General features: G+C 42.5%; 22 protein-coding genes. 13 read left to right on the forward strand and 9 right to left on the reverse strand.

The annotated features are described in order from the left end of the window. Position 1: 1 nt before the first annotated feature. Genes NSQ99_RS04780 through NSQ99_RS04790 form a run of 3 tightly spaced genes read left to right on the forward strand, consistent with a single transcriptional unit; the run spans position 2 to position 2,718 of the window. Positions 2 to 667, forward strand: coding sequence for a cysteine hydrolase (locus NSQ99_RS04780; protein WP_340835395.1), 666 nt, complete (start codon positions 2 to 4; stop codon positions 665 to 667). Continuing rightward, positions 657 to 1,868, forward strand: coding sequence for an amidase (locus tag NSQ99_RS04785; RefSeq protein ID WP_251670981.1), 1,212 nt, complete (start codon positions 657 to 659; stop codon positions 1,866 to 1,868). Before NSQ99_RS04780 ends, NSQ99_RS04785 begins: the two co-directional genes overlap by 11 nt. Next, entirely contained in the window at positions 1,849 to 2,718 is an 870-nt protein-coding gene (locus tag NSQ99_RS04790) for a fumarylacetoacetate hydrolase family protein (RefSeq protein ID WP_251670979.1), read from the forward strand. The genes NSQ99_RS04785 and NSQ99_RS04790 overlap by 20 nt, the downstream gene beginning before the upstream one ends. Positions 2,719 to 2,874: 156 nt before the next feature. Here NSQ99_RS04790 and NSQ99_RS04795 read toward each other — a convergent pair whose 3' ends face one another. After that, positions 2,875 to 3,495 carry a DUF2179 domain-containing protein gene (locus NSQ99_RS04795; RefSeq protein ID WP_340835404.1) on the reverse strand — a complete coding sequence of 207 codons (621 nt, stop codon included), beginning with the start codon at positions 3,493 to 3,495 and terminating at the stop codon, positions 2,875 to 2,877. Between the two features lie 215 nt (positions 3,496 to 3,710). Here NSQ99_RS04795 and NSQ99_RS04800 point away from each other — a divergent pair, with 215 nt between their 5' ends. Next, positions 3,711 to 3,944 carry a DNA-binding protein gene (locus NSQ99_RS04800; protein WP_251670977.1) on the forward strand — a complete coding sequence of 78 codons (234 nt, stop codon included), beginning with the start codon at positions 3,711 to 3,713 and terminating at the stop codon, positions 3,942 to 3,944. An 82-nt stretch (positions 3,945 to 4,026) separates the two neighbouring features. Here the strand turns inward: NSQ99_RS04800 and NSQ99_RS04805 are convergent, their stop codons facing one another. Next, positions 4,027 to 4,263, reverse strand: coding sequence for a DUF6953 family protein (locus tag NSQ99_RS04805; protein WP_340835407.1), 237 nt, complete (start codon positions 4,261 to 4,263; stop codon positions 4,027 to 4,029). Positions 4,264 to 4,491: 228 nt separating this feature from the next. Between NSQ99_RS04805 and NSQ99_RS04810 the strand changes: the two genes are divergently transcribed. The 4 genes from NSQ99_RS04810 (at position 4,492) to NSQ99_RS04825 (ending at position 9,457) form a co-directional block, all read left to right on the forward strand. Beyond that, on the forward strand, positions 4,492 to 5,934 hold the full coding sequence (locus tag NSQ99_RS04810; RefSeq protein ID WP_340835410.1) for a DEAD/DEAH box helicase: 1,443 nt from the start codon (positions 4,492 to 4,494) through the stop codon (positions 5,932 to 5,934). 147 nt (positions 5,935 to 6,081) lie between these two features. Further along, positions 6,082 to 6,297, forward strand: coding sequence for a cold-shock protein (locus NSQ99_RS04815; RefSeq protein ID WP_340835413.1), 216 nt, complete (start codon positions 6,082 to 6,084; stop codon positions 6,295 to 6,297). 235 nt (positions 6,298 to 6,532) lie between these two features. After that, entirely contained in the window at positions 6,533 to 6,733 is a 201-nt protein-coding gene (locus tag NSQ99_RS04820; RefSeq protein ID WP_251670971.1) for a cold-shock protein, read from the forward strand. Positions 6,734 to 7,078: 345 nt separating this feature from the next. After that, the gene (locus NSQ99_RS04825; protein WP_340835416.1) at positions 7,079 to 9,457 is read left to right on the forward strand and encodes a polyprenyl synthetase family protein; all 2,379 of its coding nucleotides are present in this window, start codon (positions 7,079 to 7,081) and stop codon (positions 9,455 to 9,457) included. An 84-nt stretch (positions 9,458 to 9,541) separates the two neighbouring features. Here the strand turns inward: NSQ99_RS04825 and NSQ99_RS04830 are convergent, their stop codons facing one another. Genes NSQ99_RS04830 through NSQ99_RS04855 form a run of 6 tightly spaced genes read right to left on the reverse strand, consistent with a single transcriptional unit; the run spans position 9,542 to position 18,751 of the window. Next, entirely contained in the window at positions 9,542 to 12,244 is a 2,703-nt protein-coding gene (locus NSQ99_RS04830; protein ID WP_340835418.1) for a beta-mannosidase, read from the reverse strand. 14 nt (positions 12,245 to 12,258) lie between these two features. Further along, positions 12,259 to 13,821, reverse strand: coding sequence for a helix-turn-helix domain-containing protein (locus tag NSQ99_RS04835; RefSeq protein ID WP_340835421.1), 1,563 nt, complete (start codon positions 13,819 to 13,821; stop codon positions 12,259 to 12,261). Next, a complete protein-coding gene (locus tag NSQ99_RS04840; RefSeq protein WP_340835424.1) occupies positions 13,818 to 15,581 on the reverse strand; it encodes a sensor histidine kinase in 1,764 nt (587 codons plus the stop codon). The genes NSQ99_RS04835 and NSQ99_RS04840 overlap by 4 nt, the downstream gene beginning before the upstream one ends. Before the next feature lie 32 nt (positions 15,582 to 15,613). Then, positions 15,614 to 16,453, reverse strand: coding sequence for a carbohydrate ABC transporter permease (locus tag NSQ99_RS04845; protein WP_340838730.1), 840 nt, complete (start codon positions 16,451 to 16,453; stop codon positions 15,614 to 15,616). Positions 16,454 to 16,508: 55 nt separating this feature from the next. Beyond that, a complete protein-coding gene (locus tag NSQ99_RS04850; RefSeq protein ID WP_251669313.1) occupies positions 16,509 to 17,378 on the reverse strand; it encodes a carbohydrate ABC transporter permease in 870 nt (289 codons plus the stop codon). A gap of 59 nt (positions 17,379 to 17,437) precedes the next feature. Next, entirely contained in the window at positions 17,438 to 18,751 is a 1,314-nt protein-coding gene (locus NSQ99_RS04855; RefSeq protein WP_340835427.1) for an extracellular solute-binding protein, read from the reverse strand. Positions 18,752 to 19,199: 448 nt separating this feature from the next. Here NSQ99_RS04855 and NSQ99_RS04860 point away from each other — a divergent pair, with 448 nt between their 5' ends. Further along, positions 19,200 to 19,373 (forward strand): hypothetical protein, encoded by a 174-nt coding sequence (locus NSQ99_RS04860; RefSeq protein WP_251671621.1) that lies wholly within the window; start codon positions 19,200 to 19,202, stop codon positions 19,371 to 19,373. A gap of 163 nt (positions 19,374 to 19,536) precedes the next feature. After that, complete coding sequence (gene ltrA, locus NSQ99_RS04865) at positions 19,537 to 20,799, forward strand: group II intron reverse transcriptase/maturase (protein ID WP_340834732.1); 1,263 nt, start codon at positions 19,537 to 19,539, stop codon at positions 20,797 to 20,799. Positions 20,800 to 20,904: 105 nt separating this feature from the next. Here the strand turns inward: ltrA and NSQ99_RS04870 are convergent, their stop codons facing one another. Beyond that, entirely contained in the window at positions 20,905 to 23,028 is a 2,124-nt protein-coding gene (locus NSQ99_RS04870) for a pectate lyase family protein (RefSeq protein WP_340835429.1), read from the reverse strand. A 355-nt stretch (positions 23,029 to 23,383) separates the two neighbouring features. Here NSQ99_RS04870 and NSQ99_RS04875 point away from each other — a divergent pair, with 355 nt between their 5' ends. The 3 genes from NSQ99_RS04875 to NSQ99_RS04885 all read left to right on the forward strand — a co-directional run bounded on the left by NSQ99_RS04875 (position 23,384) and on the right by NSQ99_RS04885 (position 26,224). Beyond that, on the forward strand, positions 23,384 to 24,067 hold the full coding sequence (locus tag NSQ99_RS04875) for a response regulator transcription factor (RefSeq protein ID WP_340835432.1): 684 nt from the start codon (positions 23,384 to 23,386) through the stop codon (positions 24,065 to 24,067). Positions 24,068 to 24,150: 83 nt separating this feature from the next. After that, on the forward strand, positions 24,151 to 25,326 hold the full coding sequence (locus tag NSQ99_RS04880; RefSeq protein ID WP_340835435.1) for a HAMP domain-containing sensor histidine kinase: 1,176 nt from the start codon (positions 24,151 to 24,153) through the stop codon (positions 25,324 to 25,326). Between the two features lie 136 nt (positions 25,327 to 25,462). Beyond that, positions 25,463 to 26,224: an ABC transporter ATP-binding protein gene (locus tag NSQ99_RS04885; protein ID WP_340835436.1), complete on the forward strand. Its 762-nt coding sequence runs from the start codon at positions 25,463 to 25,465 to the stop codon at positions 26,222 to 26,224.

Here is a 26,224-nt window from a genome sequence, read left to right on the forward strand (position 1 = left end):
GGTGCTTGAAACTAATGAATATACGCTGGAAACGGTCATGAAAAAATCTACTGCCCTACTCATTATTGATATGCAGAATGACTTTGTACATCATCGCGGTGTATTTTCTCAATCGGGCTTTGAGGTGGGGCAGTACCAAACGATTATACCGGTTATAAAAAAGCTTATCGAGCAAGCACGCCAAGCTAACATGCCTATTATATGGGTAGCGATGTCGCATAATGAGGCGAACAATAAAAACGATGCATGGATACAAAGAAGACAAGGAAAAAAGCATCCTCAAAGCTGCAGTACAGGGACGTGGGGGGCAGATATTATTGAGCAGTTTGAACCAATGGCTGAGGATACGATAGTGTGGAAGCATCGCTACAGTGCCTTTGTGGAAACGAATATGCATCAGCTGTTAACCGAAAAAGGAATCGAAAGCATTGTTGCCGTTGGTATTAATACGAATACGTGTGTAGAGTCAACGCTTCGTGATGCACATATGCTGGGCTACCATGTGGTGCTGCCTAAGGATGCGACAACCTGTGTTTATTTGGATGCCTATGAACCGAGTTTAAACAATATTGAGCGTCATTTTGGCCTAGTATGTACATCCGAGGAGCTTATACATGTGTGGTATGAAAAAGCTAACAGTGATGGAGGTGTGGAAGTTGAGAGATAAGTGGGGGGCATTTATAGACAATAACGTGAGCCTAGCACCTACTGGAAGTGGAAGGCTTAACGGCTTAACCTTTGCTGCGAAGGATGTTATCGCCGTTAAGAATCACAGCTCTGGAGCGGGAAACCCAGATTGGCTTCGAACACACCTTCCTTCCGCAAAGACTGCACCTAGTATTGAACGTTTATTAGCTGAAGGTGCTGAGCTGCTCGGGATGACTCATACGGATGAGCTGATGTATAGCTTAAACGGAGAAAATTATCATTACGGTACACCAATAAATCCAAAGGCACCACCATGTATACCAGGAGGCTCCTCAAGCGGCTCGGCCGTTGCTGTAGCAGCGAAGCTCGTTGATTTTGCACTTGGCACAGATACGGGGGGATCCGTACGAGTCCCTTCCTCCTATTGTGGGATATATGGTTTTAGACCAACTCACGGCATAATCTCTATGGAAGCTGTTATTCCTCTTGCAGCAAGCTTCGATACGTTAGGATGGATGGCAAGTGATAGTGATACGCTGCTAAAGGTTGGAGAGGTACTCATTGAACAGCAGTCAGATCAAGATCTAGCATATCATGCGATGTATACAAGCAAGGAGAGCTGGTCCTTAGTAGACGGTGACTGTGCCAATGTGTTAACCTCACATGTTAATCATATCGAACAAAGCCTGGGTCCAATGACAAGCACCGAGCTTGCTCAAGAAGGATTAACTGCATGGATGGATACGTTTCGTTATCTGCAGGGCTATGAGATATGGAAAGCGCATGGTCAATGGATTGAGCAATATAATCCCTTCTTCGGTCCAGGCATTTCCGATCGCTTTAAATGGGCAAGCACGATTAAGGAGTCTGATTGCGTGGCCGCATTGCAACTAAGAGAGCAGCTGCGTGAACGAGTTATCAATTTATTGGGAAATAATGGCTTGTTGATATTACCGACGACGCCAGGTACACCGCCACTGCTTCATCAATCAGGTTCGTTATTGGAGCAACGTCGCAGCTTTACGCTTCAGCTTAGTAGTATAGCAGGGCTAACTGGCTTACCTCAGGTGCATATTCCTTATAAAGCAGCTACATCCGCTCCATTTGGCATCTCGATTATCGCAGGACATGGTCAAGATCTACGCTTGCTCCGTTTTGTGAATCAGTATGCCGCACTACTATCTGGGGAGGAAAAATCTGATGAGGCTAGCCACGATTAAGTTAAATGGCATAGAGCAAGCTGCGGTCTTCCTAAAAACAGGTTTAATAACCATTAGTCAGCTAAACGCTGAGTTTAATAAAGAATGGAACACAAGTATTTATGGATTGCTTTTAGATGAACAATGGGAATTATTGAATCAATGGTTAACAGGGCTGACACATGGGCAGCTGGAGCGACTCAAGGTTATTTCGCTTAAAAATGTACAGTACGCTCCGCTATATCGTCATCCAAGCAAAATCTGTGGGATCGGCATGAACTACTGGAAGAAAGCAGAGGACTTAGCTGCTGTTCCACCAGATCAAGAACCTATCGTATTTTTCAAGCCAGATACAAGTTTAATCGGACATCAGGATACGATTATCATTCCTAACGATGTAGAGCATGTTACTGCTGAAGCTGAATTAGGAATCGTAATAGGTAAACATTGCAAAAATGTAGATGAACGCGAGGCGATGGACGCTGTTGCTGGGCTTGTTCCAACGCTTGACATGACCGCTCAGGATATTCATGCGAAAAACCCAAGGTTTCTAGGACGCTCGAAAGTCATGAATACATTTTTCAGCTTCGGTTCACAGCTTGTTACGCTTAATGAGATTGAAAATGTAGAGGAGCTTCATATTGAAACAAAGTTAAATGGTGAAGTTATACACCGTAATACAGTGTCAGAGATGATCTATAAGCTACCGTTTATCGTAGCATATTTTTCCAAGATGATGACGCTAAAACCTGGTGATATCATAATGACAGGCACGCCAGGATCGGTTCATATACGTGCCGGAGATGTTGCTTCTTGCTACATTGATGGTATGGAGGAGTTAATTAACCCGGTTGGCCAAGAAGTTAGTTAAAACAAAAGCACCATCCTAGAGGATGGTGCTTTTGTTTTAGTAGGTCTGATAATTCATGCAGTTACTTTGACCTGTAACCATTGAGAGTAAGAGAAAAAAGTTGTAACAGCTAAGCTAGCGTCAACATCGTCATAGGTTATGTATCGCACCTGCACGCTACTTGTCATCCTCAGTCTTAGCAATCGCTTCTTGAACGCTTTTTTCCGTGACGCCAGGGAGATTGTTCTCATGTACAACGAGATGGGTTTCTCCTAGCTTCTTGGCTTGTCGCTTCATTCCTTTAACCCAGAATCCACCGTGGAAATGTCTCGGCTCATGCGAAATAATGAATGCCTTTGAATCGAAGGCAATAATGGAATTGTACAGATCCCGTTGTTCTTTCCGCCGAGTTAGAATTTCCATCATCAACCTGGGACCGTCTCTGCCTTCGCCTATCCACGAAGTTACACCATACCCTTCGTCTCGAAGCTTATTTGGAAGCGATTCGTCGTGACGATTCGTAATGACACTTACTGTAACATAGCCTAATGCTAATATTTCTTCGATTTTTGAGCCTAATAATACACCCAGCGCATATCCAACGGCATAGGCAATTAAATTTTGAATTTCATCGAGATTGTCTAGGACGAGGCCTAGGCCGACAACATAGATCGTCACCTCGATAGAGCTGAGTGCAGCTGCTAGAAATTTTTGACCTTTTAACGTCAGAATCATACGAATCGTGAAAAAGGACACGTATATGATATTTATCGTTAAAATGATTATGACCATCATCATAATGTACCACCTCCAAAGAAATCGATCTTGCTGATTGGTCAGTTATCTTAGTTTAACATAAAGTTGATGTGACCTCCCGCAAGCCATTGCTGGTGGGGGAGTTCTGCCTGGAACGGCCTTGTGAGGGGTTAATTGGTTTAACGTAATCATATTCGTGTGAAGCTATGATATAATGAAGTATTCCGATCGATTAGGAAGCAGAGAGGATATTCAATATGAAACCATTTAAAGACTGGAATCTAAAAGTGAAAGAGACGTTTAATGCAACGAGTAAACTAGAGGTATTAACCGTTACGGAGGCTGGAGAATTACTTGGTCTTTCCAAAGACCATATGAAGGTCTTCGTCGATAAAAATAATCTCACTAAAGTGTCAATTATGAGAAGTACCCATAGGTACCTGCTACTGAAGTGTGAAATAGATGAGATTGTAGCCAATAGGAAGAAATAGAGTTGATGAAGATGAAGAACACCATCCGATTGTAGATGGTGTTTGTCTTTGCTCCTACTACTATGGTTAACTTATATGCTTTCTATGTCCAAGCCCAGAAGAAGCCATCACGATCCCATGCTACTCTTCCCTTATGAAGCTTCTTGTATATTTTCTTCACTTCTTTATCGATGGATGTGTGCCCTAGATCATTCACATATAAATATTGAGCGCCATAATGTTCCTTTATGTGTGAAACGACATCCTCTTGCTTAAGTATACCCTTTTCTTTTACTACACTGAGCATCCATTGTGCAATTTCCTCAGCTTTTTCCTGCATGGTTTCACTTCCTAAAATTTATTATTTTCGTCTATAGCTTATCATATTTTTCTTCTCGAGGCTGGATCAGCTCGCAGTAGAATTCTCAAAACAAAATAAGATGGAACCGCGTAATCATAGTAAAGCACACTTATACTATTCAATACAGGGTATAATGATAATAGCAGGCGTAGATTTTGAAGGTATTCAATGTGTAGGCAAGCAAATATACCGTAGAAGAGGTTAGTAATGAGCAAAAAGCAGTTTTCAGATTACAAATTAAGTGAAGAAATTGTTAAGGCTTTGAAAACTCTAGGATATGAAACACCGACAGAGGTTCAGTCTAAAGTAATACCATACTCCTTAGAGCGGAAGGATCTTGTCGTAAAATCACAGACTGGGAGCGGAAAGACAGCGGCATACGGTATTCCCCTTTGTGAACTAGTGACTTGGAATGAAAATAAGCCTCAAGCATTAATTCTTACACCTACTCGTGAACTTGCACTACAGGTTAATGAGGACCTGATGAATATTGGACGCTTTAAGCGAATAAAATCAACAGCACTATATGGTAAAAGTCCATTTCATATTCAACGAGCAGAGCTGAAGCAAAGAACACATATGGTCGTAGGCACACCAGGACGTGTAATGGATCACATCGAACGAGGAACATTATCAATCGAACGTATTCAATATTTAGTTATTGATGAAGCAGATGAAATGCTTAATATGGGATTTATTGATCAAGTACAAGGAATTATTGAGAAATTGCCTAATGAGAGAGTAACGATGTTATTTTCAGCGACGTTCCCAGAGGATGTTGCTAGGCTATCTCATCAATATATGAATGAACCGGTTGAAGTAGAGATTAAGGCTAGTGGTATAACAACTTCGACGATAGATCATGTACTTATTAAGGTTAGTGAAGGAGATAAGCTTGAGCTGTTACAGAAAATGCTTATCGTCGAGAATCCAGAGAGCTGTATTATTTTTTGCCGCACTCAAGACCATGTAGAACAATTGTATAGTGAAATGTTTAGACTGAAATATCCAGTTGGTCGCATACATGGGGGAATGGAGCAAGAACAAAGATTTGAAGTCATGAAAGCTTATAGATCTGGACAATTTCGTTATTTAGTAGCAACGGATGTAGCTGCTAGAGGAATCGATATCAGTAACATCACGCATGTCATTAACTACGATATACCTCTTGAGAAGGAAAGCTACGTTCATCGTACAGGGAGAACTGGACGTGCAGGTAAACAAGGTAAGGCCATTACTTTCGTAACGCCAAAAGACGGAAGAAGACTATCTGATATCGAAAATTATATCGGATTTGAAATTCCTATCATAAAAGCACCTTCAGAGACTTCGGTTAATCTTCGCCAAGAAGAGTTTCAAAATACGTTAAAAGCTGGTCCTGTCTTGATAAAGGATAAACGCGAGCAATTGAATAAACAAATCATGAAGCTGAATTTCAATGCTGGAAAGAAAAAGAAGCTAAGAGCGGTTGATTTTGTTGGTACGATTGCGAAGCTTGACGGGGTAACAGCTGATGATATTGGCATAATAACAATACTGGATAATGTCACTGATGTAGAAATTCTTAATGGAAAGGGGCCGCATGTATTAGAAATCATGAAAAATACAACGGTAAAAGGCAAGCTATTAAAGGTTCGTAAAGCTAAATAAGAGTTAGTTTTAACGAATAAGGGCATGCTGATTAATGACAAGGAAACTTTATTAAAAATTCACACATTATTGTAAACAATGAACATATGTATCATATAGTGTTGCTATTCGTTCATGAAATAAAAATGGAATAGAAAGCAGGTAAACATGTATAACTCTAAGAGAAAACCAATCGAAGAAGTTCCAACTGCATTAACTGAAATATGGGTATGTTCGGATGAGAACTGTAAAGGGTGGATGAGAGATAATTTTACTTTTTCTGAAAGTCCTACATGCCCTCAATGTCATTCCGCAATGGTCAAAGATGAAAAAATTCTCGATGTTATCGAGAATAATAGCCCAGTTACTTCGAAAAAGCTGTAGTCTGGTTTAATCGCTAAGCATTAAATAAGGATAACAAAAGCAGAAATACACGATTATTCAATCCATGCATTGTGTTTTGTTTGCGGAAGTGTTATAATTACAATTATTGAATAGCGATCTAACGATTTGTACAGCGTAGAGGGTTATTGATAGCAATAGCCTTATGCAATGTACAAATTTTTTTATTCCTATAAAATAAAAATTTGGTAAAAGTGAAAAAAGGTGGTTTTTAATAATGGAAACAGGTACAGTTAAATGGTTTAATGGTGAAAAAGGCTTTGGTTTTATCGAGGTTGAAGGTGGAAACGACGTATTCGTACATTTCAGCGCTATCGTTGGTGACGGCTTCAAATCTTTAGACGAAGGTCAACGCGTTGAATTTAATGTAGTTCAAGGCAACCGCGGTCCTCAAGCAGAAAACGTTGTAAAACTTTAATATAAGCTTTACGTTGCCCTGGACTTTTGTTCAGGGCAATTTTTATGTCCGAAATTAATGAGGGTTATTACTTAACTCCACAGTTATTTCATCGGTTTCAGCTTTTCTTAATCATCTCAAACACCATTCGCATGCGGATGGTGTTTTTACATTATGTTGAATTTGTGAATGAGGAAGTAACTTAAGTTAGAGGCTAAATTTGCCATAACAATATGTAGTAAGATCTTTCTAAAACGCATATGGTTAGTGATAACAATATAATCCACAAGATGACATGCATGCAACCGGACTACTATCCCTTCGTATTAGTATGACACGGATTTGATAAGTTGAGGTATACATTATATGAATAAAGAATTAATTCTTGATGTCGATACTAGTTCTCGGCAGGCAGAACAGAAAGCCAAGCAATATTTTGCATCATTATATAAGATTGTTAAGGAAAAAACGTATGCTCCTGCTTTGACAGAGGACTTCAGATTATGGAAGGAACATCACATTCAACATGGATCCTGGTTATCCTTCCTGTCACCGAGAAGAAAATCAAATGCTGGGCATAATTATAGTTATATTCAATGGCTGAATCGTACAGGCAAATTGGATGATTACCTCGATCGAAGCATCTCCTATATTTATATGAGAGATTTGGGCAAAGCCTTGGATTCACCTGATACAGAGGCTAAAATTCAGCGTGTTGCTGCTGACGTTAAGCAGCGCTTGCTTCGTTCTACGAAAGGCAAGCAAGACGAGCAGTCAGAGTTTTTCAGCTTAGTAGAGCTGTATCGGTGGGCACAGAAGGAAGATGTAGAAACAGCTGTAATCTGGGTGTTAGAGAAGCTACGGAATGTTGCGTCTCATATCCCCGAGGGAATGAATGCCGAGCATGCCCAGCGCAAGCTGATTAAGATTATTGTAGGTGTTGTCCTACATGCGAGTGAAGAGATAAGTGAAGAGACATCGCCTGAAGAACGTGCTCGTAGACTTGATGAAGCGATAAGGCTTGGCTATTCCTATGGATTGACGTACCCATTCATAGATGATTTGCTCGATGCGCAGGTGTTAACGGATCAAGAGAAAGCAGAATATTCTCGAGTAATACGAGCTGCGCTTCGCACGGGTACGGTGCCACAGGTTGGCGAATGGACAGGAGAGAACAACGCTTTAATGCTCTATATTCACGCAGAGCTAACAGAGGCTTTTGAATATATTAAGCAGCATCAACAAGACGCGCAGAGTCAATTTTTTGAGCTGGCGTATACATTCTTTCATTCTCAGGAGCGTGATAGAGCTAAGGATTTATCCGATGCTGCGTATACGAACGAAGAGCTGTATATTCCTGTTATATTGAAATCTGCTGCTTCCAGATTAATAGCAAGATCTGTCATTCGTGCTCCTCTTGATCAAGGCTTTGAGGATCGAACCTTCTTCTATGGCATTTATAATCAGCTGGCAGACGATTTTGCTGATATGTTCGACGATACGAAGGATGGAGCGGTAACATCCTATACCTATTATTTAAAATACCGAGATCAGCGACCAGATCTCATCAATCCCTATGAATTATACTGGACGGTTATATACTATTTGATTCACGAGGTCTATCATTCCGATGCTAAGAGCCGTGAAGTTATTCTTAGTCGTGCCATCAACGGTCTCAAGCGGTTTAAAGCTAGAATCGGTACGGAACAATACAATCGAACGATGGACATATTCGCTTCCGGAAACCCAGCGTTGAATCGGATCATTCAACGACTGGTTCAAAAAGCTGATGATGTGGATTTCTTTGACAAGCTACTGCGAGATCAATTTATTAACAATCTAAAAAACGAACGAAAGCTTAAGGAAGAGTTTAAGAAGACGATTCAGGAGACACGTGAGCAAATTAATAGCACGCTACAGATCGCCAAGTCCGAGAAGCTCCTTGCTACGAAGGAGATCTTAGTCGATGCGGCAAATTATAGCCTAGCAGGAGATGCTAAACGTCTGCGACCAATTATAACTTGGTTCATGGGTGTGCAGGAATATGGATTCAAGCCGGAATCGATCGTGCCTTTATTACGTTCATTAGAGTACATGCATACTGCTTCTCTTATATTTGATGATTTACCATCACAGGATAACGCGTCTATTCGAAGAGGGCGCTCAACACTGCACCAGATACACAATAGTGCAACTGCAGAATTAACGGGTCTATATCTCATTCAAAAGGCGATTCAGGATCAAACCTCGCTTGACCAATTCGACCCGAAAGCCGTACTTAAGCTTATTCATTATTCTTCACGTACGACAGAGGAACTCTGTATGGGGCAGCTTATGGATCTAAACGCTAAAGGGAAAGCATTAACGCTGGAGCAATTGAATATGATTTGCTTCTACAAAACCGGAATAGCCTTTGAGGCTGCCTTACTCATGCCGGCTATACTTGCTAACGTTGATGATCAGGAAATATCGCTACTAAAAACATTCGCTTATCATGCAGGAATCGCTTTTCAGATTCAGGATGATTTACTTGATCTGGAGGGAGACGCGCATTTGCTTGGAAAATCCGTAGGTCAGGATGCTCTGAACAACACGTCGAATTTCGTTACTGTATTAGGGCAGGAAGGTGCGAAGAAGGAGATGTGGAAGCACTACTGTCTTGCTACGGAAGCGTTGAGGGAGATGCCGCGGCGAACAACATTCTTGCAGCATATATTGAATTACTTAGTCAATAGAGACCGTTAAGGGGTTATAACAATAATGGCGTTGCAGGGATCACCTCCCGCAACGCCATTTATTCATGTATGGTATAGAGCTAGCTTTTACGCCCTATGTTGAATGAGTCGGCTGCACGCTATTTATAGCAGTGATATGCAGATTTTCCCACTGAATCGAAGCATCATGCTTAACGACGTTAATGACTCGCTGCTCACCAGCTAATAGGTCAAAGTAGTTATCCTCAAAGCTAACGGCCTGATTCATGATTTCTAGCTTAACCATACGTGCTAGTGCGTGATTTGCTTTAACGGTAACGCTTTGTTGTTCATGGTCGATGCTCCACTCGAGCTCAGCAGAAGGAAGTGTAAGTTCCTTATGATCTCGTAAATAATAATAGTTATTGCTGACAGGCAGATCATTAGAGGACATGACAACGACGACGTCGCTTGCCTTCCATGTCGTTAAGTAGAGAGCTTCTTCAATTATGCCAATAGGTGTGCAGCAGCCTGGCTCCACAACAACATCATAGCTTTCCGAAGCAATCGGTTCACCTGTGAATGAGGCAAGTGTGACAGTGACCTTACCGGAATAGCGCTCAAGCGTATCATTAACGACATAAAATTTCATTGGCTCATGAGGCTCATGTTCCATCGATAGTAATACAGGAGCAAAAAAACTTCTAGCGTAATAGTAAGATGCTTTTGGAAGCAGTAAATAATCGACTAAGGACCAGCTGGTACCCGGCCAGCTATCGTTAAACTGCCAGATTAAAGCTCCGCTTGTGCGATGCATATGACGACGATAATGCTCAATACCATACTTCAATCCTTCAGCCTGTGTAAGCATTGAGAAGTTCATGTACTGCTCAATGTTTTGCGGGATACCGGTATATCCCTCCATTAATAGAATCCCCTTTAGATGATTCGTGTCCTTGTTCCGATAAGCCATCTCATCGCTATTCCAGTAAAACTCACCTTCTGGGATATAGGATTGCAGCGTAAAGCGATTAGCCGAAGCGTGCATGCCGAATTCACTGCTGAACAACGTAAAGTCCTGCTTATAATGCTTAAAGCTAACGCCCTCAACACTGTAATCAAGCAGTGGAATTTCTCCAGAGCGGCGCGGGTATACAGAGCCATGCCATACCTGCCAGTTGTGACGATCACCTATATCTGGATCGTTCGCATCATTACCGCCAAAGGGAGAGGAGGGCCAATAAGGTCGATCAGGATCCAGCTCCTCAAGCAGCTCAGGAATCCACTCATGATAGATGGCTTCTCCATAAAAGGGGGAAGTGATGCTGCCTTCGGACGATTTCATATCATAGAGCCAGTCGATCTCATTGTTCCCACACCAAAGTGCAAGGGAGGTATAGCTGCGCAATCTCTTCACATTATCGATAATCTCTGCCTTCACATTGTGCTCGAATGGCTGATTAAAGTCCGGGAACAACGTGTTGGCAAAGGCAAAGTCCTGCCATACTAGCAGTCCATGTTCATCACATTGCTCATAGAAGATGTCCTTTTCGTATATTCCTCCGGCCCAAACACGTAGCATATTCATATTGCTAGTGACGGCCAGCTTAATATGCTCGATATAACGCTCATCAGATATCGTTGCTATCATATGATCTGCAGGAATCCAGTTTGCTCCTTTGGCAAAAAGCTTTACGCCATTAAGGACAAATTGAAAATGTGGCTGCCCTTGCTCGTTGTCTAGCTGTAGCTCGATGGTACGAATCCCAACACGCTGTGACTTTTTAGCGACGCACACATCATTAACGGCATCAATGAGCTCTACATGCAAGGTATACAGATACGGCTTACCTAAATCATGTGTCCACCATAGCTGAGGCTGATCTACAGTAAGCAGTATATCGCAAACATTTCCATTTACGCTGGCAGTCTGCTGAGTGACAGCTATGTCGTTTGCGCTAGCAATAAGCATATTGTTGGCACTGTCGTTTGAGTTAACTGTCTGCTGAGCGATTCGGCTGTGAGCTACGTTAACAGGTTGCTTAGCGACAGCACCGCTGCTATGTTCCAGCTCAACGGTATGCTGCGCCACGATGCTGCCTTCGGCGTCACATAGCATAGCTCGACATTGATATTGTGAATAGCTTCTTGCTTTTGTTAGCTCGACATTTACTTTAATCTCGGCGTGTTGATCCTGAATTTGAGTCGTTTGCACATGCAGGTGGTCGATCGTTATATTGTGCTTCTGCTCGAGCCTAACCTCTTTCCATATACCAACGGTAACGAGACGTGGGCCCCAATCCCAGCCCCAATTCATCGCTGCTTTACGTATCCATGGTCTTTCCTTCGTATAGGACGACCAGTCGAACAGCATTTTGTTTTCATAGTGAAGATGGAGCGGGTCAAAGCGTATCGCAATAACGTTTTTTCCATTCTTCAGTAGCCTCGTAACATCAAAGCGATACGTGCGATGCATATTTTCTGCTTTGCCAATTTCTAAACCGTTAAAGTAAATGGTAGCAAACGTGTCGAGGCCTTCAAAAATGAGCTCATGCTTTAATGCAGTAGATGACTCGGATTGCTGAGTTGAATGAACAGTCTCATGCTGGAATGACTTGCGATACCACCATTCCTTACGCTCAATAAAACGGCTTGCTTGATCCTGATGCCCAAAGTACGGATCAGGAATGAGTTTACGCTGAATATAGATCGAATGGATATCTGCTGGCACGGAGGTGTTAATCCAAAAACGATCATCCAGATCCGCAGCAGCTAGCTCCAGCGGCCTGCGTTCTCCGACTTCAAAGCCTTGTACCTTCCAATTATTATGCAGCTTCATCGATATGCTCCTTCCTATTGATACGTCATCTCTCTATACTCACTTGGAGTAATACCTGTATCCTTCTTGAACAGCTGACTAAAATACTTCACATCGGTATAGCCAACATGGTTTGCGATTTCGCCTACCTTCAATCTCGTCGTGCTTAATAGCTGAGCTGCACGCTTCATGCGCTGCTGTGTAATGTAATCGCTAAAGGTCATGCCTGTTTCTTTCTTGAACAGCTCACTCAAATGGCTAGGATGAATATGGATTCGGTTCGCTACCTGTTGAAGATTGAGATCTAGCTCAGCATTAGATTCAATAAAGCTTTTCGCTTTTTGAACATGTGATATTGTCGAGCTAGCAAGCTGATGATGATACATTTTCATGACGGAATGAATATATTGGAACAAGCAAACAGAAGGCTCCATCTCTCTGCTATAACGGAAAAGTATGCTAAGTGGGTAGAGACTTGCTCTGTCGATGGCTTGCTGTGCCCTTGTTAGCCATTGATTCACAATCGTGACGACATGCTGCATCGCAGCTTCTAATGAATCAAGTGTAAACTGTGGATGCGCTAAATGCTGCTGGATGTAATCATTCACCCATGTCTTCAACGATAGCGGATCATCCTCAAGCAGAATTGTAATTAGCTGATGCTCATGGCCTGCTGTACAGGTGGTAGGGGCACCTGCTCGTAAGAGCATATCGTCATATCGAATAATGGAATCGTTAATCAGACGATGATAAGGCTCGATGTGCAGGGCGGATTGATAGGAATCGTGTAAATGTACTTTGTCATGAACAAGCTGCCCAATCGTGACATTGAGCTGGCAACGCAGCATGCTTTTTATCTTCATGACAGCTTGCTCGTTACGACGAAGCTTAAGCTCACGTTCACGTTCATCCTGCATGTGAGGAACAGGCATAAGCACGATGACACGCTCCTGTTGAATAAATGTTTCACATTGAAGCAGCTCTCTGCAGATGTTTTCAATCGCAAAGGAGAGCAGCTTTTCCTTCTTAGGTGACTCATTCCAGCCGCTGCCTGTAATCATCCACACTTGATACCCCAAAATCTGTTGCGCCTGACTGTCAGGATTCAAGAGCTGCAGCTCTTCAAGCTCATTCTGTTCTTGAATAGGCTCACCGTGAATGATCCACTTTTCGAGTAAATGATTTCGACGGGCAAGCTGCTCTTGATTATGCTGATGACTTTTTTCCTCGAGACGCTGCTTTGCTCTTAGAACCGTTCGGATAATATCATCGGGCCTGCTCGTTTTTAGTAAGTAGTCATTGATTCCTTGGCGTATCGCCTGCTGGGTATAGCTGAAATCATCATAGCCAGTCAAAATAATAATATCTAAACTAGGTAAAATCTCTCGTGCTTCTTCGGCAAGCTGAAGTCCGGTTTTTCCAGTCATGCGAATATCGGTTAACAAGATATCAGGCTGCTCTACTGGAATTCGTTCCATCGCTTCCTCTGCGGATGCCGCAGGCTCTAAAAAGGTTAGTCCTAGCTCATCCCACTTAATTACGGTGGCTAATCCGGTACGAATAATCACTTCATCATCTACAATCATAATTTTCATCATGGCTTATCTCCTATAATTGGAGTGGTGAAATAAATTTGAGTTCCTTGGTTAGCACTGCTCTTTATATGTAATCGTGAATCGGGACCATAGTGTAGGATGAGGCGTTCGTTTACATTACGTAAGCCGTAAACCTCATCGGAGCTTTCATCCTGCATCGAGGATTGCAGCATTTGCTGTACAAACTCAAGCCTTTCAGCGCTCATGCCGACTCCATTATCGAGCACCATATAGTGAATAAGATTACCCTTTTGCTCAATACATACGGTAATACTGCCTTTGCCAGTAAGCTTTTGAATGCCGTGAATCATCGCATTTTCTACAAGTGGCTGCAGCAATAGCTTGAGCATATAATGATTCGTTACGTCAGCATTCACAATATAATCGACGTCAAATTTATCAGGGTATCGGATGTTTTGTATCGTTACATAGTTTTTTACATGCTCGATTTCATGCTCAATTTTACAAAATTCATTGCCCTTGTTTAGACTAAAGCGCAGAAAGTCACTTAGTGCGCCGATCATATCTGCAATTTTTGATTGGTTCTCCATTAAAGCAATCCATTGGACGGAGGAGAGTGTGTTATATAGAAAGTGAGGGTTGATCTGGGATTGCAGTGCACGCATATCGGCTTCTTTTTTTCGAACTTCAATCCGAACAACCTTTTTCTTTAATTGCTCAATATGCTTACTGAGCCTGCTATAGCTCTTGGCCAGCTCACCTATCTCATCATTAGAGCGGCTATGATAGACAGGCATCGGCTCGTCGGGATTGATCTTGGACAATAATCTTGTAAGCAGTCGTAGTGGATTCGTAATATGACGCACTGTAAATAGTATTAAAAAACCTGTAATCATAATCGATATGACGACGGTAATGATGGCGAATTTTAGAATGGAGCTGCTTTCAGCTCGGTAGATATCGTGAGGATACATACCGATAATACTCCATTGCTCATAGAAATTAGGGGAGTACAGCATGACGTGGCGAGTGCCCTCATAGCTATATCGATTTACCCCTTTATGAAACTCAGCTTTTTCTCTAGCGTCCTTCACTAATAATGGATAATAGTGGCCCATTGCTTCAGTAAGCCTATCTTTTTGTGAGGCAGCTATAATGATATTGTGTTCATTAAGGATGTACATGTCACCTTGCTTACCGTCCAGTCGAAAATGGAGGAGTGAGTCAATGAGCTGCTGTTCATTAACACTAATAGAGATCCAGCCTAATGTCTCGTAGTTGTTAATGCTACGCAGTGGGCGAGCGAACGTAATGATGCGATGCTCTCCTGCATAATTAACGACGGCATAAGGATTACTCCATACCTTTTTGTTCACGGAGCTGATATCTAGATGATTGGATAGGTCGGAGGAGTACAGGCTCGAGGTTGATATCACATCAGGTGAGCCCTTTGTATATAGCGATATATCAAAGATATGGTCCTTAGAGCTGACGAGATTCGTAAGTATGCTCAGAACGACCGATTGCTGTTGTCCTGTAGGGCTTGTGCTGTTAGCATAGGCTTGAATTTCTTGCAGGCCAATTAGAAAGATGGACGTTCGCTCAATATCCTGCAGCTGATACTTGAGACTCGCTTCCATCTGATTTAATATATCGTTGCCTGTTTGATCAATGTTTTGACGGTTTCCCTGCAGTGAGATGTAGAAGGAATATATCCCTAGTAGCAAAATCGGAAATATCGTAGATAATATCATAAGTATCGTTAGCTTTTGACGTAAAGATTGATCAATCCATCGCTTCAAGAATATATCCCCTCCACAAATCGAAGCATCATCTAACCTTTCACTGCTCCAGCGGTCATGCCCTTCATCACCTGCTCCTGAAATAGTAAAAATACGATAATGGTTGGTATGACGGATAGCGTCATCGCTGCCAGTGTTAGACTATAATCCGTCTGAAAGCCATCAGCGAAGTTGGAAACAGCAAGTGGTAATGTTTTTAATGTAGACTTGCTTATAAATACTAATGCAAACGAAAAGTCATTCCAGGAGTGAAGAAACGTTAAGATTGATACGGTCGATAGAGCAGGGAGTGAGATCGGTAGCATAATTCGGAAGAATACGCCCCATAAGCTAGTACCATCTATATAAGCTGCTTCTTCTATTTCCTTCGGAATGGTAGATAAATAGGCCGTTAATATAAAAATTGCTGTCGGCAGGGCGAAAGCTGTATAAGGTAATATAAGCGCCCAGTATGAGTTAAGTATGGATAGCTGCTTCATTAATATAAAAAGGGGGACCAGCGTGCTATGGATCGGAATTAACATGCCGACAACAAAAAAGAGCATCGTTAGGCCCTTTAGTTTGAAATTAAATCTAGCAAGTACATAAGAGGTCAGACCAGAAAGCAATAAGGTAAACAATAGGGTGATGATGGATACGAGCGTCGAGTTGCGGAAAGCTACGCCCATCTTAGACGTTGTCCATGCGGTAATAAAGTTATCGAACATCCATTGATTAGGCAATGCAAAAGGCTCACTAAAGAACTGAGCATTGGATTTAAATGAGCTTAGAATAAGCCAAAACAAGGGATATATAGTAAGAATGCCATAAATAGTAATTAATATCCATCCGATCGTAGATACGATTCTACGAATGGAATACGTTTTTTTCATAGAATAGGGGGAATGAAACGCAAGTTTACTCATAATAACCTCCTTTGCAGCTGCTTTATTTTCTTCTGCTTGTTAACCATTGACTCGTACCGATGAGTAATAGGCTAATGATCACAATCGCTGTGGATATGGTGCTGCCATAGCCATATCGAAAGGTTGAGAAGGTAGCATTATACATATAGGTCGCGAGTAGCTCAGTCGCATGTGCAGGACCTCCACGTGTCATGATATAGACGAGATCGAATGATTTTAAGCTGCCTGCAATACACAAGATTAATGCAACTTGAATGGTTCCCCATATCATAGGCAATGTAATTTTGAACAGCTTCGTGAAGCCCTTTGCGCCGTCTATTTTAGCTGCGTCATCAAGCTCCCCTGGAATATTTTGCAGTGCAGAAATAAAAATAATGAGATAGAGTCCGACAAAGCTCCATATTAGTGGTGGAATTAACGAGAAGATAGCGATGTCAGGATCGGATAGCCATTCCATTTTTAATGCGCTTAGATTTAAGGCATCTAATAAAAAGTTTAATATGCCGATTTGTGGGTGATAGACATAGTTCCATATGAGCCCGATGACGACCGTTGATAGCACCATTGGCATAAACACCGCTGCTCTAAGAAAGCGCTGAAGCGCATTGCTTTTATATAAAATAATCGCCAGCAGCAAGGCGAGAGGGACTTGCCCAAGAACAGAGGCGAGTACAAAAATCACATTGTTACCGAGAGAATGCCAGAATATGCTGTCGCTTAGGAGCTCTTTATAGTTTTGCAAGCCAATAAAGGCCGCTTGCCCGATCCCTGACCAGTTAAATAGGCTGTAATATGCTGACCATATAACAGGGACAAACACAAACAACGAATATAGAATAAGCGAAGGAGCTAGCGCTACAGCGATAAAACGTTTGACGGTTGCAGAATTCATGATCTCACTCCTTTAAAAGAGTAGCCCTCCATAATGGAGAGCTACGTCCAATCCTTCGATTAATTAACAGCTCCAGCTTGTGCAGCTTGGATTCGTTTCGCAATATCCTCTGGATCTCCGCCAAGCAGCAGCTCCTGTAAGCCGTTATTGATGGCTTCTACTGCAGCAGAGCTAAGCTTGGAATCATAGACAGGAACAATTTTTGTTTCCTTCATGAGCTCTGTCAGCTTAATAAATAAAGGGTTAGCTTTAGAAGGATCAAGCTCAAGATTGTAGCTAATTAGTGTACTGCTCTCTAGTGTAGCTTTTTGTCCATCTGGGCCAGCTAGCGCATAGAATAGCTTCATTGCAGCGTCCTTTTTAGCACCAGATAGCTTTTTGTTGACGCCAAGGCCAGTCCCAACAACGCCAGCTGTTGTTTTCGCAGCACCTTTACCGCCGTCGACTGTAGGCAGGATGGTAATATTGGTTGCGTTTAATATCTCCTCGGAAGCAGTGTTTACTAGTCCAGCTACTGCCCAGCCACCGTTGATCACCATAGCCGCTTTTCCTTGTGTATATAGCTGCAGCATTTGGTTTTCATCAATGCTGTTGAAGCCTTCCTGATAAGCTTTTGCTTCTCCTAGCTCTTGATATAGCTTCAATGCCTCAATAAATTCTGGGTCTGTAAAGCTCGCTCCATTCTGATCAACTGCTTTAAGGAACCATTCTGTCCCAGTTACTCGATCACCGATCGTGGAGAAGGTAGTAGATTGAGCGACCCAGTTTGCTTTATTGCCTAGAGCAATGGGGATAATGTTATTGGCATTAAAGGTATCGACGGCTTGTAGCAGCTCATCCCAAGTGGTAGGAACCTTTACGTTGTACTGCTTGAACAGATCCTCGTTATAATATAGCAATGAGCTTGGTGCGAGATTCATAGGCACAGAGTAGATATTATCCTCGACCGTGAAATCGACCAATGCATTTTCAATAAAGTTGTTTTTCCACTCCGCGTTCTGATCTAGAAATTCATTAATAGGCTGCAATAGATCACCCTGCACAAACTCCTTCGTCATAGCACCCGGCCACATAACGAATAAATCTGGCATTTCATCAGCAGCAGCAGCTGTTCTCAGTCTAGTTTTCAATCCATCAGTTGCCAGTGCTTCAATTTCAAGCGTAATATTTGGATTTTCAGCTTGAAAGTCTTCTAATATTTTGCGCATGGCTACCGCTTTAGCATCTTGTCCGGACCAGTTATTCCAAATGGTAAGTGTAATTTTTTCTGTAGACTTATTGGTGGAGCCGTCGCTCGTTGAGTTTGAACCGCACGCAGCAAGAAGAACAACGATGAGTATTCCGACTAGCCCTAACTTTGCAGCTTTCAACATTTAATATTTCCTCCCTTTATATGAATATGTTGTAATTGTAAGCGTTTAATAGAGTGAGGGTAAGGTGAGAAATATCGGATGCAGGGTAGAAATGTTTCGGCAATGAGGTCGAGAGGTGGCATAATGAGAGGAGAGGGACGAGCTAAATAATAACGGCAGTGTACATCGCCTTGGTTAATATCATGGGCAAAAAGCGATGAAGAAACACTTCATCGCTTTTTTTGTAGTGTGCCCAGCATGGGCGCTATCTCTAGGGTTCAAGTCCCGAATGGTGAAGGCAGTAGTAGCCATAGCTTAAGGCAAGGGTGTCCATCGCGAGGTGGAATCTGAAGGAAGCCAGCGGCAAATCTCCGGTCTGAGGGACACGAACTTCATACAAGGCTAGCGTACGTTGGATGAGGTTGCTGCACAAACTGAAGTCCATACTGCCGAAGGCGTACGAGAGTAAATGAAGCAGATAGATGGAGAGGAAGATAGCGTTCTTACCTGGGGAGATCTGTGCGGAATGCGAAGTGAACTTCGTAACCTTGCCCACGAGGGCGAGCTGAACGTACAGAAGTCAGCAGAGGTCATAGTACGCAGGCTGTTGCAACAGCTAGCGGAAGGACCGAACATGGAATAGGAATGAAGAATCTTGGCGTTCGAGGATGGGCGATGAAAGCAGACAATCCGAAAGGACTTATCTGAGGAAAGTAGCGGTGAATACGCGAGGGTACTCGGAAGGGCAGAGCTCATCAGCGGCACAAAGAGAAAGAATCATTCACGCAAGGGAGTTGTATCTAAGGATGATCGAAGAAGTACTGTCACGAGAAAACATGCTATCGGCGCTAGCGAGGGTCGAAGCGAATAAAGGAAGCCACGGCGTAGATGGCATGTCGGTAAAAGATTTACGCAGACACCTCGTACAACATTGGCAAACCATTCGCGAAAGCATAAAGAAAGGAGCCTATGAACCGAGCCCAGTCCGTCGGGTCGAAATCCCGAAACCGAACGGTGGAACTCGGCTCTTAGGCATACCTACGGTGACAGATCGCCTCATTCAGCAAGCAATCATCCAAGTATTAACGCCTGTATTTGACCCAACGTTTTCCGAGCAAAGTTATGGATTTCGCCCACAACGGCGAGGGCATGATGCGGTAAGGAAAGCACGAAGCTACATGGAAGAGGGATACCGCATTGTGGTAGACATTGACATGGAGAAATTCTTCGACCGAATCCATCACGACCGCTTAATGGCAAAGCTGGCGGAACGAGTGACAGACAAAATGGTGCTGAAACTTATTCGCGGCTATCTGCAAGCGGGAGTAATGGAAGGTGGTCTCGTTCAATCGACAACGGAAGGAGCCCCGCAAGGAGGTCCACTTAGTCCGTTATTATCGAATATCGTCCTAGACGAGCTGGATAAGGAACTGGAAAAGAGGAACCTCCGTTTCGTGAGATATGCCGACGACTGCAACATCTACGTGAAAACGTGGAAGGCAGGACAACGAGTGATGAGCTCCATTACTGCATTCATCGAAGGAAAACTGAAATTGAAGGTTAACCGAGAGAAAAGTGCGGTTGCCCGTCCATGGAAGCGCAAGTTTCTAGGGTTCACGTTCAGCTGGGAGAAGAAAAATCCGCGAATAAAGATCGCAAAGCCATCACTAGATCGAGTGAAAGCAAAGATTAAAGCGATCACCTCTCGGAGTGAGCCGATCCCGATCGAACTACGAATAAAGGAACTCAATCAATATCTTACAGGTTGGTGCGGTTATTATGCATTAGCCGATACGAAAAGTGTGTTCCAAGGGTTGGACGAATGGATAAGAAGAAGGCTTCGAATGTGTATATGGAAAGAATGGAAGCAGCCGAAGACAAAGGTCAGAAAACTGCTGTCGTTAGGCGTTTCGAAACAAAAGGCACACGAATGGGGAAATTCGAGGAAGAAATACTGGAGAATTGCATGTAGCCCGATTCTTCATCGGTCACTAGACAACCAATATTGGTCATCTCTTGGACTGAGAAGTTTAACGGACAGATATAATCACTTGCGGAATATGACATGAACCGCCGTGTACCGAACGGTATGCACGGTGGTGTGAGAGGACGGGGGCTAGCCGCCCCCTCCTACTCGATTAATATAACCGATATCACGAGTTTGCTATTAGCGATTACGTTAGCTGCATGTAGTAGAGATTAGACACGCTGTCTTTTGTAATCGTGTGAGCACCAGGTGAAAGTGATACGGTGACGATACCACCTGATATCGTATGACTTGTTCCATCTACTTTAATTTTCGTGCCATCTGCAGAATTAAGCACTAGCGTTAGCGTTGTGGAAGTAGTTGTCGTAAAGGTAATGCTGGTTGAGCTTTCAATTTTTAAGCACTGCGTAAGGGTCAGTCCGTTATAGGACACTGTACCTTTGCTAGTCGATAGATTACCTTGAATATTGAAGAAATTGCTCGTCGTTCCATCGGTCGTAAAGTTATGAACATATTGACCCGCTGTAGGCACAGGAGTTGTGGTCGGTGCAGGAGTTGAGGTCGGTGTTGGAGTCGGAGATGCTGTTGGTGATGGTGTAGCTGAAGGAGTAGGGCTAGGCTGTGCTGGGCTAGAATTACCGCCTACAGAAACAAGCTGTGAGGTGTAGTTTATAATTTTATTCATTAGCGCTGCGTTAACGGCATAGGAGGTATCGTCGACGGCATTATTAAACTGCCACGTAAAGTCTCCCTTGTTCAAGCGTCCCGCCTTTGACGTAACGACTTGCACCACATTGCTTACTTGATCAATATTGGAGGATTGTACGCCCAGATCGACACTTGTATCAAAGTTGTTGTAGACGGTTCCGCCCTTCAATGCTTTGTAGGAGCTCGGAACGGTTTCATTTCTAGTTGAAGCGAGATAGGCATCAAAGGATGTGGCGTGTGCAGGAGCTGTTCCCGCATTGGCGTTTGCATAGATGAGACTTGTAGCACCGACAATGGTATTGTTGTAGGCTTTTATCATGCCACCGTTCTCACCTGAGAACGTACCTGCTCCTAATGTATCGGTTCCTTGCTGTGAGCTCATCATTGGGTATTTGGCATTTCTAAAGTAGTTAGATTCTACAAAAGCAGACCCACCTGTTGTAATTCCAACGCCGTATTTGGAAATACCATCAAAGTAGTTATTGTAAATATGGACGGAGGCTACTCTAATGCGTGGATGGCGAGAGTCCGAATGATCAAACCAGTTATGATGGAACGTAACAAAGAATTCAGAGGACTCACTGAGCCCGACAAGCGATGCTTTTCCTGAATCCCAGTAGTGATTGTAGGAGATGGTAATGTAGGTTGATCCTTTTTTCAGATCAGTGGAGCCGTCACCTTTTGCCTGATCTGCATCTCCGCCTGCCGCTCCATAGAAAATATCGTTATTGTGCACCCACACATTAACGTTACCTGTATCCATCGAGATCCCATCGTCAGGGAACATCATAAGGCCGAGATTTCTTACCTCGACATTGCCTACATATCTAAGCAATAATCCCCAGCCATAAGCGTAGGCATCATTTCCAATGCCTTCAATCGTCATATTCATCTCTGAATAATTGTTCTTACCTTTCACCTCAAGATAGCCACTGCTGTTCAGCTGTCCGCTCATATCACTTGCCGTCACTTTGCCAATTACTCTAATGGCAAGCGGAGTAGTGTCATAGCCTTTTTGACGCAGCTTTAATATTTCTCCAATCCCAATACCGGTTTGTATTTGTCCAGAGCTGCTTGTCTTTACGTTAAGGGTAACTGTTCGAGCTGTCTCCGAAGTAATATAAAGCACCTGGGCGCCAGGCTTAAGTGTTCCGTTGTTATTGTAAGCACCTGAGCCCGTACCGTATGTGGAATTACTCGAGAATGCGAATCCAGATCGGTCATGGGCGGCTACAGATAATGTACCCGATACTGCACTTGCGGTTGAACCACCAGACAGTCTAGCTTCCACCTTCATCACATATTGTCCAGCCGCAAGACCAACCGCGTCAGCTCTCCAATGATTAGGATACTTACGAATGAGTTCATTATCGAGTTGTTGGTATTGGGAATCAGAAGCATTGGCGGCTTTTACATATACGTTATATCCTACTGCATTGCTTACAGAAGCCCATTCGACATATGCAGCTTCATTCCAGCCACCGCTATTGATGATGGTTAGACTTGCGGCCTGTACAGACGTAACCGCTGCTGCAGCAATAAGTGTTAATGCAAGTGAGAGCACTAAAGCGATGCTGGTGACGCTTTTAATAGTTTTCTTCAATGAAATCCCTCCTGATTTTTAGATTAGGTATGACATTGAATCCATAGGGTAAGCAGCTCAGAAGCGAAGCTTAACATTACCTCCTTATATCATTGTTTTATTTACAAAAAATTTACATATTTAGCATATCAGTAGGTAATCTGATTCCGAAACAATCATTTGCTCATATCGTCAATAACGTCATATGTAAATAAATGCTCTGCAATCAATGAGGACCAGTTCTGAGCTAATGATTATTAATCAGGTGAAATGATACTCATCGTACAATCTATGCAATAAACAGCATCGTAAACGAGAAATATGATATGTTAGAGATGAGCTATGGTTAGCTAAATAATGGATATGGAGATTGATCATGAACTATCATTGCTTAATTGTAGATGACGAGTTGGAGCTAGCAGAAACGACTAGTGAATACTTTAATATGTTTGATGTAAAAACCTACTATGTTACCAGTGCGGAGGAGTGCTTGCAGTTTCTGGAGCATCACAATACAGAGCTTATCCTGTTGGACATTAATCTAGGACAAGATTCAGGCTTTGACTTATGTAAGAAGCTAAGAGCAACGACGCAAATTCCGATTTTATTTATTAGCGCCAGATCGAGTGATGATGATGTGCTGATTGCGTTGAACATCGGAGGAGATGATTATATCCATAAGCCGTATACGCTTAGTATATTGCTCGCAAAAGTAAAAGCCGTTCTAAAGCGATATGGTGGTCAGCAGCAGCTTGAAACGTTAGCATTTGGTGACGTATATATTGATCGAGATAAAAATCGGGTGCGAGTAAAGGGCAAAGAGATATCGCTAAAAACGATGGAATTCAAGCTGCTATGTTATTTGGTAGAAAATAAAAATCGTATCATCTCCAAGGATGAGCTCTTCCGCAAGGTTTGGGGAGACGTCATCACGGGAGATGGAACTTTGAATGTACATATTCGTCACTTGCGTGAAAAAATAGAGGAGAACCCTAATGAACCAATCTACATTAAAACGATTTGGGGCACAGGCTATATGCTCGAGGATCAACCGTTATGAGGATGAGAGGGCTAATTCTAATTAGCGCTGCTATGCTTTTTGTCAGTATTACGATAACCATGCTGCTCTTGCAGAGAACAAACATGAGCAGTCAAGTGGACGTAGTGGCAGTGAATGAAATTGTGAAATTGGTTGAACAGCATTGGTCAGATATTGAAGCGGGAAACTATAGTGAGAGCGATCTCCTTTTCTCAGTTGTAAATGACAAAGGTGAGCTCATCTACCAAAATAATGAGAATGCGGACTCTTCGATTAATGAAGCAATAAAAAACCGTAGTACCGTCATCGATGTCTCCATTATGCAAGAACATGTAGGGAAAGTGCTCATTCACAATAACTACGAAGCGGTTATTAACGATATTAAGCATAGGCTTGTTGTTGCACTTATTATTATTTTTATCGTTATTGCTATGTTTTTAATGGTTTATATCGTCTATATCCATCAAGTTATATTTAAGCCGTTTAAGCAGCTGCAGCATTTTGCTCAGCATATTGCTAGAGGGAATCTCGATATTCCGCTGCACATGATGAAAAACAATCCATTTGGTGCATTTACAGAGAGCTTTGATATGATGCGAGAGGAATTGGCAGCTGCAAAAGCTAGTGAATATGAAGCGAATCGCAGTAAGAAGGAGCTTGTCGCAAGTTTAAGTCATGACATTAAAACTCCTGTAGCATCGATTAAAGCGATTAGCGAGCTAATGCTGCTTCGTGCCGAAGATGAGAAGACGGTGAAACAGTTAAATATGATCTATTCCAAGTCTGAGCAAATTAATCTACTCGTTACGGATATGTTTCATGCTACGTTGGAGGAATTGAATGAGCTGCAAGTTACATTATCTGAAGAGTTAAGCATCGTATTAACGCGTATGATCGATTCGGTTAATTATGATAACCGGATTATCTGTGGTTATATACCAGAGTGCATGCTTCTAACCGATACGAATAGATTGCAGCAGGTTATTGATAATGTAGTTAGCAATGCGTATAAGTACTCGGATGGCAGCGTAGCTATTCAAGCCAAGCTGGTCAATGAATATCTAGAGCTGTCTATTACAGATGAAGGGAAGGGAATGAAAGAGGAGGAAATCCCTCTCATTTTCCGGAAATTTTATCGTGGAAGTAATGCAGACGGTCAAAACGGATCGGGGCTGGGCTTATATATTTCAAAATATCTCATGAACAAAATGCAGGGTGATATTTACTGTTTTAATCATAACGATGGATTTACGGTTGTCCTGCAAATTAAGCTGGTATAGCTAGCGGGTTATCGATAATAGTTGAACAATTAAGAATCAGTTAAGGAATAGATAAAGATTCAATAATATCTTCTTTTGTATGATAGAGCTACCTTGATAAATAAATTAATGTTCGATACAAAAGGAAGGTGCAAGCATGTCTGACAGTTTAATCGTAACGGAAAAGCTTTGTAAAACCTACTCTAGTGGTGGCAATCAGCAGCATGTGTCGAAAAACCTAGACCTAACGCTGCAAAACGGTGATTTCACCGTAATTATGGGCGCTTCAGGCTCTGGGAAATCAACGCTGCTTTATGCGTTAAGCGGTATGGATCAGCTAACGCTTGGAAGCATCATCGTGAACAATCAAAATATAAGCAAGCTGAGTCAAGATCAGCTCGCATTATTTCGCAGAAAACATTGTGGGTTTATTTTCCAGCATATTAATTTGTTGGATCATATGAGTGTCCTTGATAACATTCTAGCTAGTGGTTTGCTGGTAAGCAGAGATAAGAAAGAAGTTGTAAAAAGGGCGAAGGAGCTACTATTAAAGGTAGGCTTGCTAGAAAAGGATTGGGGCAAGTTCCCTTCACAGCTTTCTGGAGGAGAGGCTCAGCGAGTGGGGATTGTGCGTGCACTCATTAATAGACCACAAATCGTATTTGCAGATGAGCCGACTGGCGCGCTTAACTCTTCTTCAAGTGATGCCGTGCTAGATATTTTAAGCAGCTTCAATGAACATGGGCAGAGTATTGTTATGGTTACACATGATTTGAAAACAGCTCTTCGTGGTAATCGAGTGCTCTATTTACGGGATGGCGTTATATGTGGAGACTTATCACTGGACTCCTACTATAATAACAACCTTGAACAACGACAGCACCAGCTCCAAGCTTTTCTCAATGAGATGGGGTGGTAG

It is taken from the genome of Paenibacillus sp. FSL W7-1287, assembly GCF_038004245.1.
GTDB classification, from domain to species: domain Bacteria; phylum Bacillota; class Bacilli; order Paenibacillales; family Paenibacillaceae; genus Pristimantibacillus; species Pristimantibacillus camelliae.

Coding starts and splice junctions, on each gene's coding strand:
- NSQ99_RS04830 (WP_340835418.1), bottom strand. CDS start 12,244: ATGAAGCTGCATAATAATTGGAAGGTACAAGGCTTTGAAGTCGGAGAA.
- NSQ99_RS04850 (WP_251669313.1), bottom strand. CDS start 17,378: ATGAATTCTGCAACCGTCAAACGTTTTATCGCTGTAGCGCTAGCTCCT.
- NSQ99_RS04805 (WP_340835407.1), bottom strand. CDS start 4,263: ATGCAGGAAAAAGCTGAGGAAATTGCACAATGGATGCTCAGTGTAGTA.
- ltrA (WP_340834732.1), top strand. CDS start 19,537: ATGATCGAAGAAGTACTGTCACGAGAAAACATGCTATCGGCGCTAGCG.
- NSQ99_RS04875 (WP_340835432.1), top strand. CDS start 23,384: ATGAACTATCATTGCTTAATTGTAGATGACGAGTTGGAGCTAGCAGAA.
- NSQ99_RS04815 (WP_340835413.1), top strand. CDS start 6,082: ATGTATAACTCTAAGAGAAAACCAATCGAAGAAGTTCCAACTGCATTA.
- NSQ99_RS04795 (WP_340835404.1), bottom strand. CDS start 3,495: ATGATGATGGTCATAATCATTTTAACGATAAATATCATATACGTGTCC.
- NSQ99_RS04810 (WP_340835410.1), top strand. CDS start 4,492: ATGAGCAAAAAGCAGTTTTCAGATTACAAATTAAGTGAAGAAATTGTT.
- NSQ99_RS04835 (WP_340835421.1), bottom strand. CDS start 13,821: ATGATGAAAATTATGATTGTAGATGATGAAGTGATTATTCGTACCGGA.
- NSQ99_RS04820 (WP_251670971.1), top strand. CDS start 6,533: ATGGAAACAGGTACAGTTAAATGGTTTAATGGTGAAAAAGGCTTTGGT.
- NSQ99_RS04845 (WP_340838730.1), bottom strand. CDS start 16,453: ATGAAAAAAACGTATTCCATTCGTAGAATCGTATCTACGATCGGATGG.
- NSQ99_RS04800 (WP_251670977.1), top strand. CDS start 3,711: ATGAAACCATTTAAAGACTGGAATCTAAAAGTGAAAGAGACGTTTAAT.
- NSQ99_RS04855 (WP_340835427.1), bottom strand. CDS start 18,751: ATGTTGAAAGCTGCAAAGTTAGGGCTAGTCGGAATACTCATCGTTGTT.
- NSQ99_RS04790 (WP_251670979.1), top strand. CDS start 1,849: ATGAGGCTAGCCACGATTAAGTTAAATGGCATAGAGCAAGCTGCGGTC.
- NSQ99_RS04885 (WP_340835436.1), top strand. CDS start 25,463: ATGTCTGACAGTTTAATCGTAACGGAAAAGCTTTGTAAAACCTACTCT.
- NSQ99_RS04860 (WP_251671621.1), top strand. CDS start 19,200: ATGAAGCAGATAGATGGAGAGGAAGATAGCGTTCTTACCTGGGGAGAT.
- NSQ99_RS04825 (WP_340835416.1), top strand. CDS start 7,079: ATGAATAAAGAATTAATTCTTGATGTCGATACTAGTTCTCGGCAGGCA.
- NSQ99_RS04880 (WP_340835435.1), top strand. CDS start 24,151: ATGAGCAGTCAAGTGGACGTAGTGGCAGTGAATGAAATTGTGAAATTG.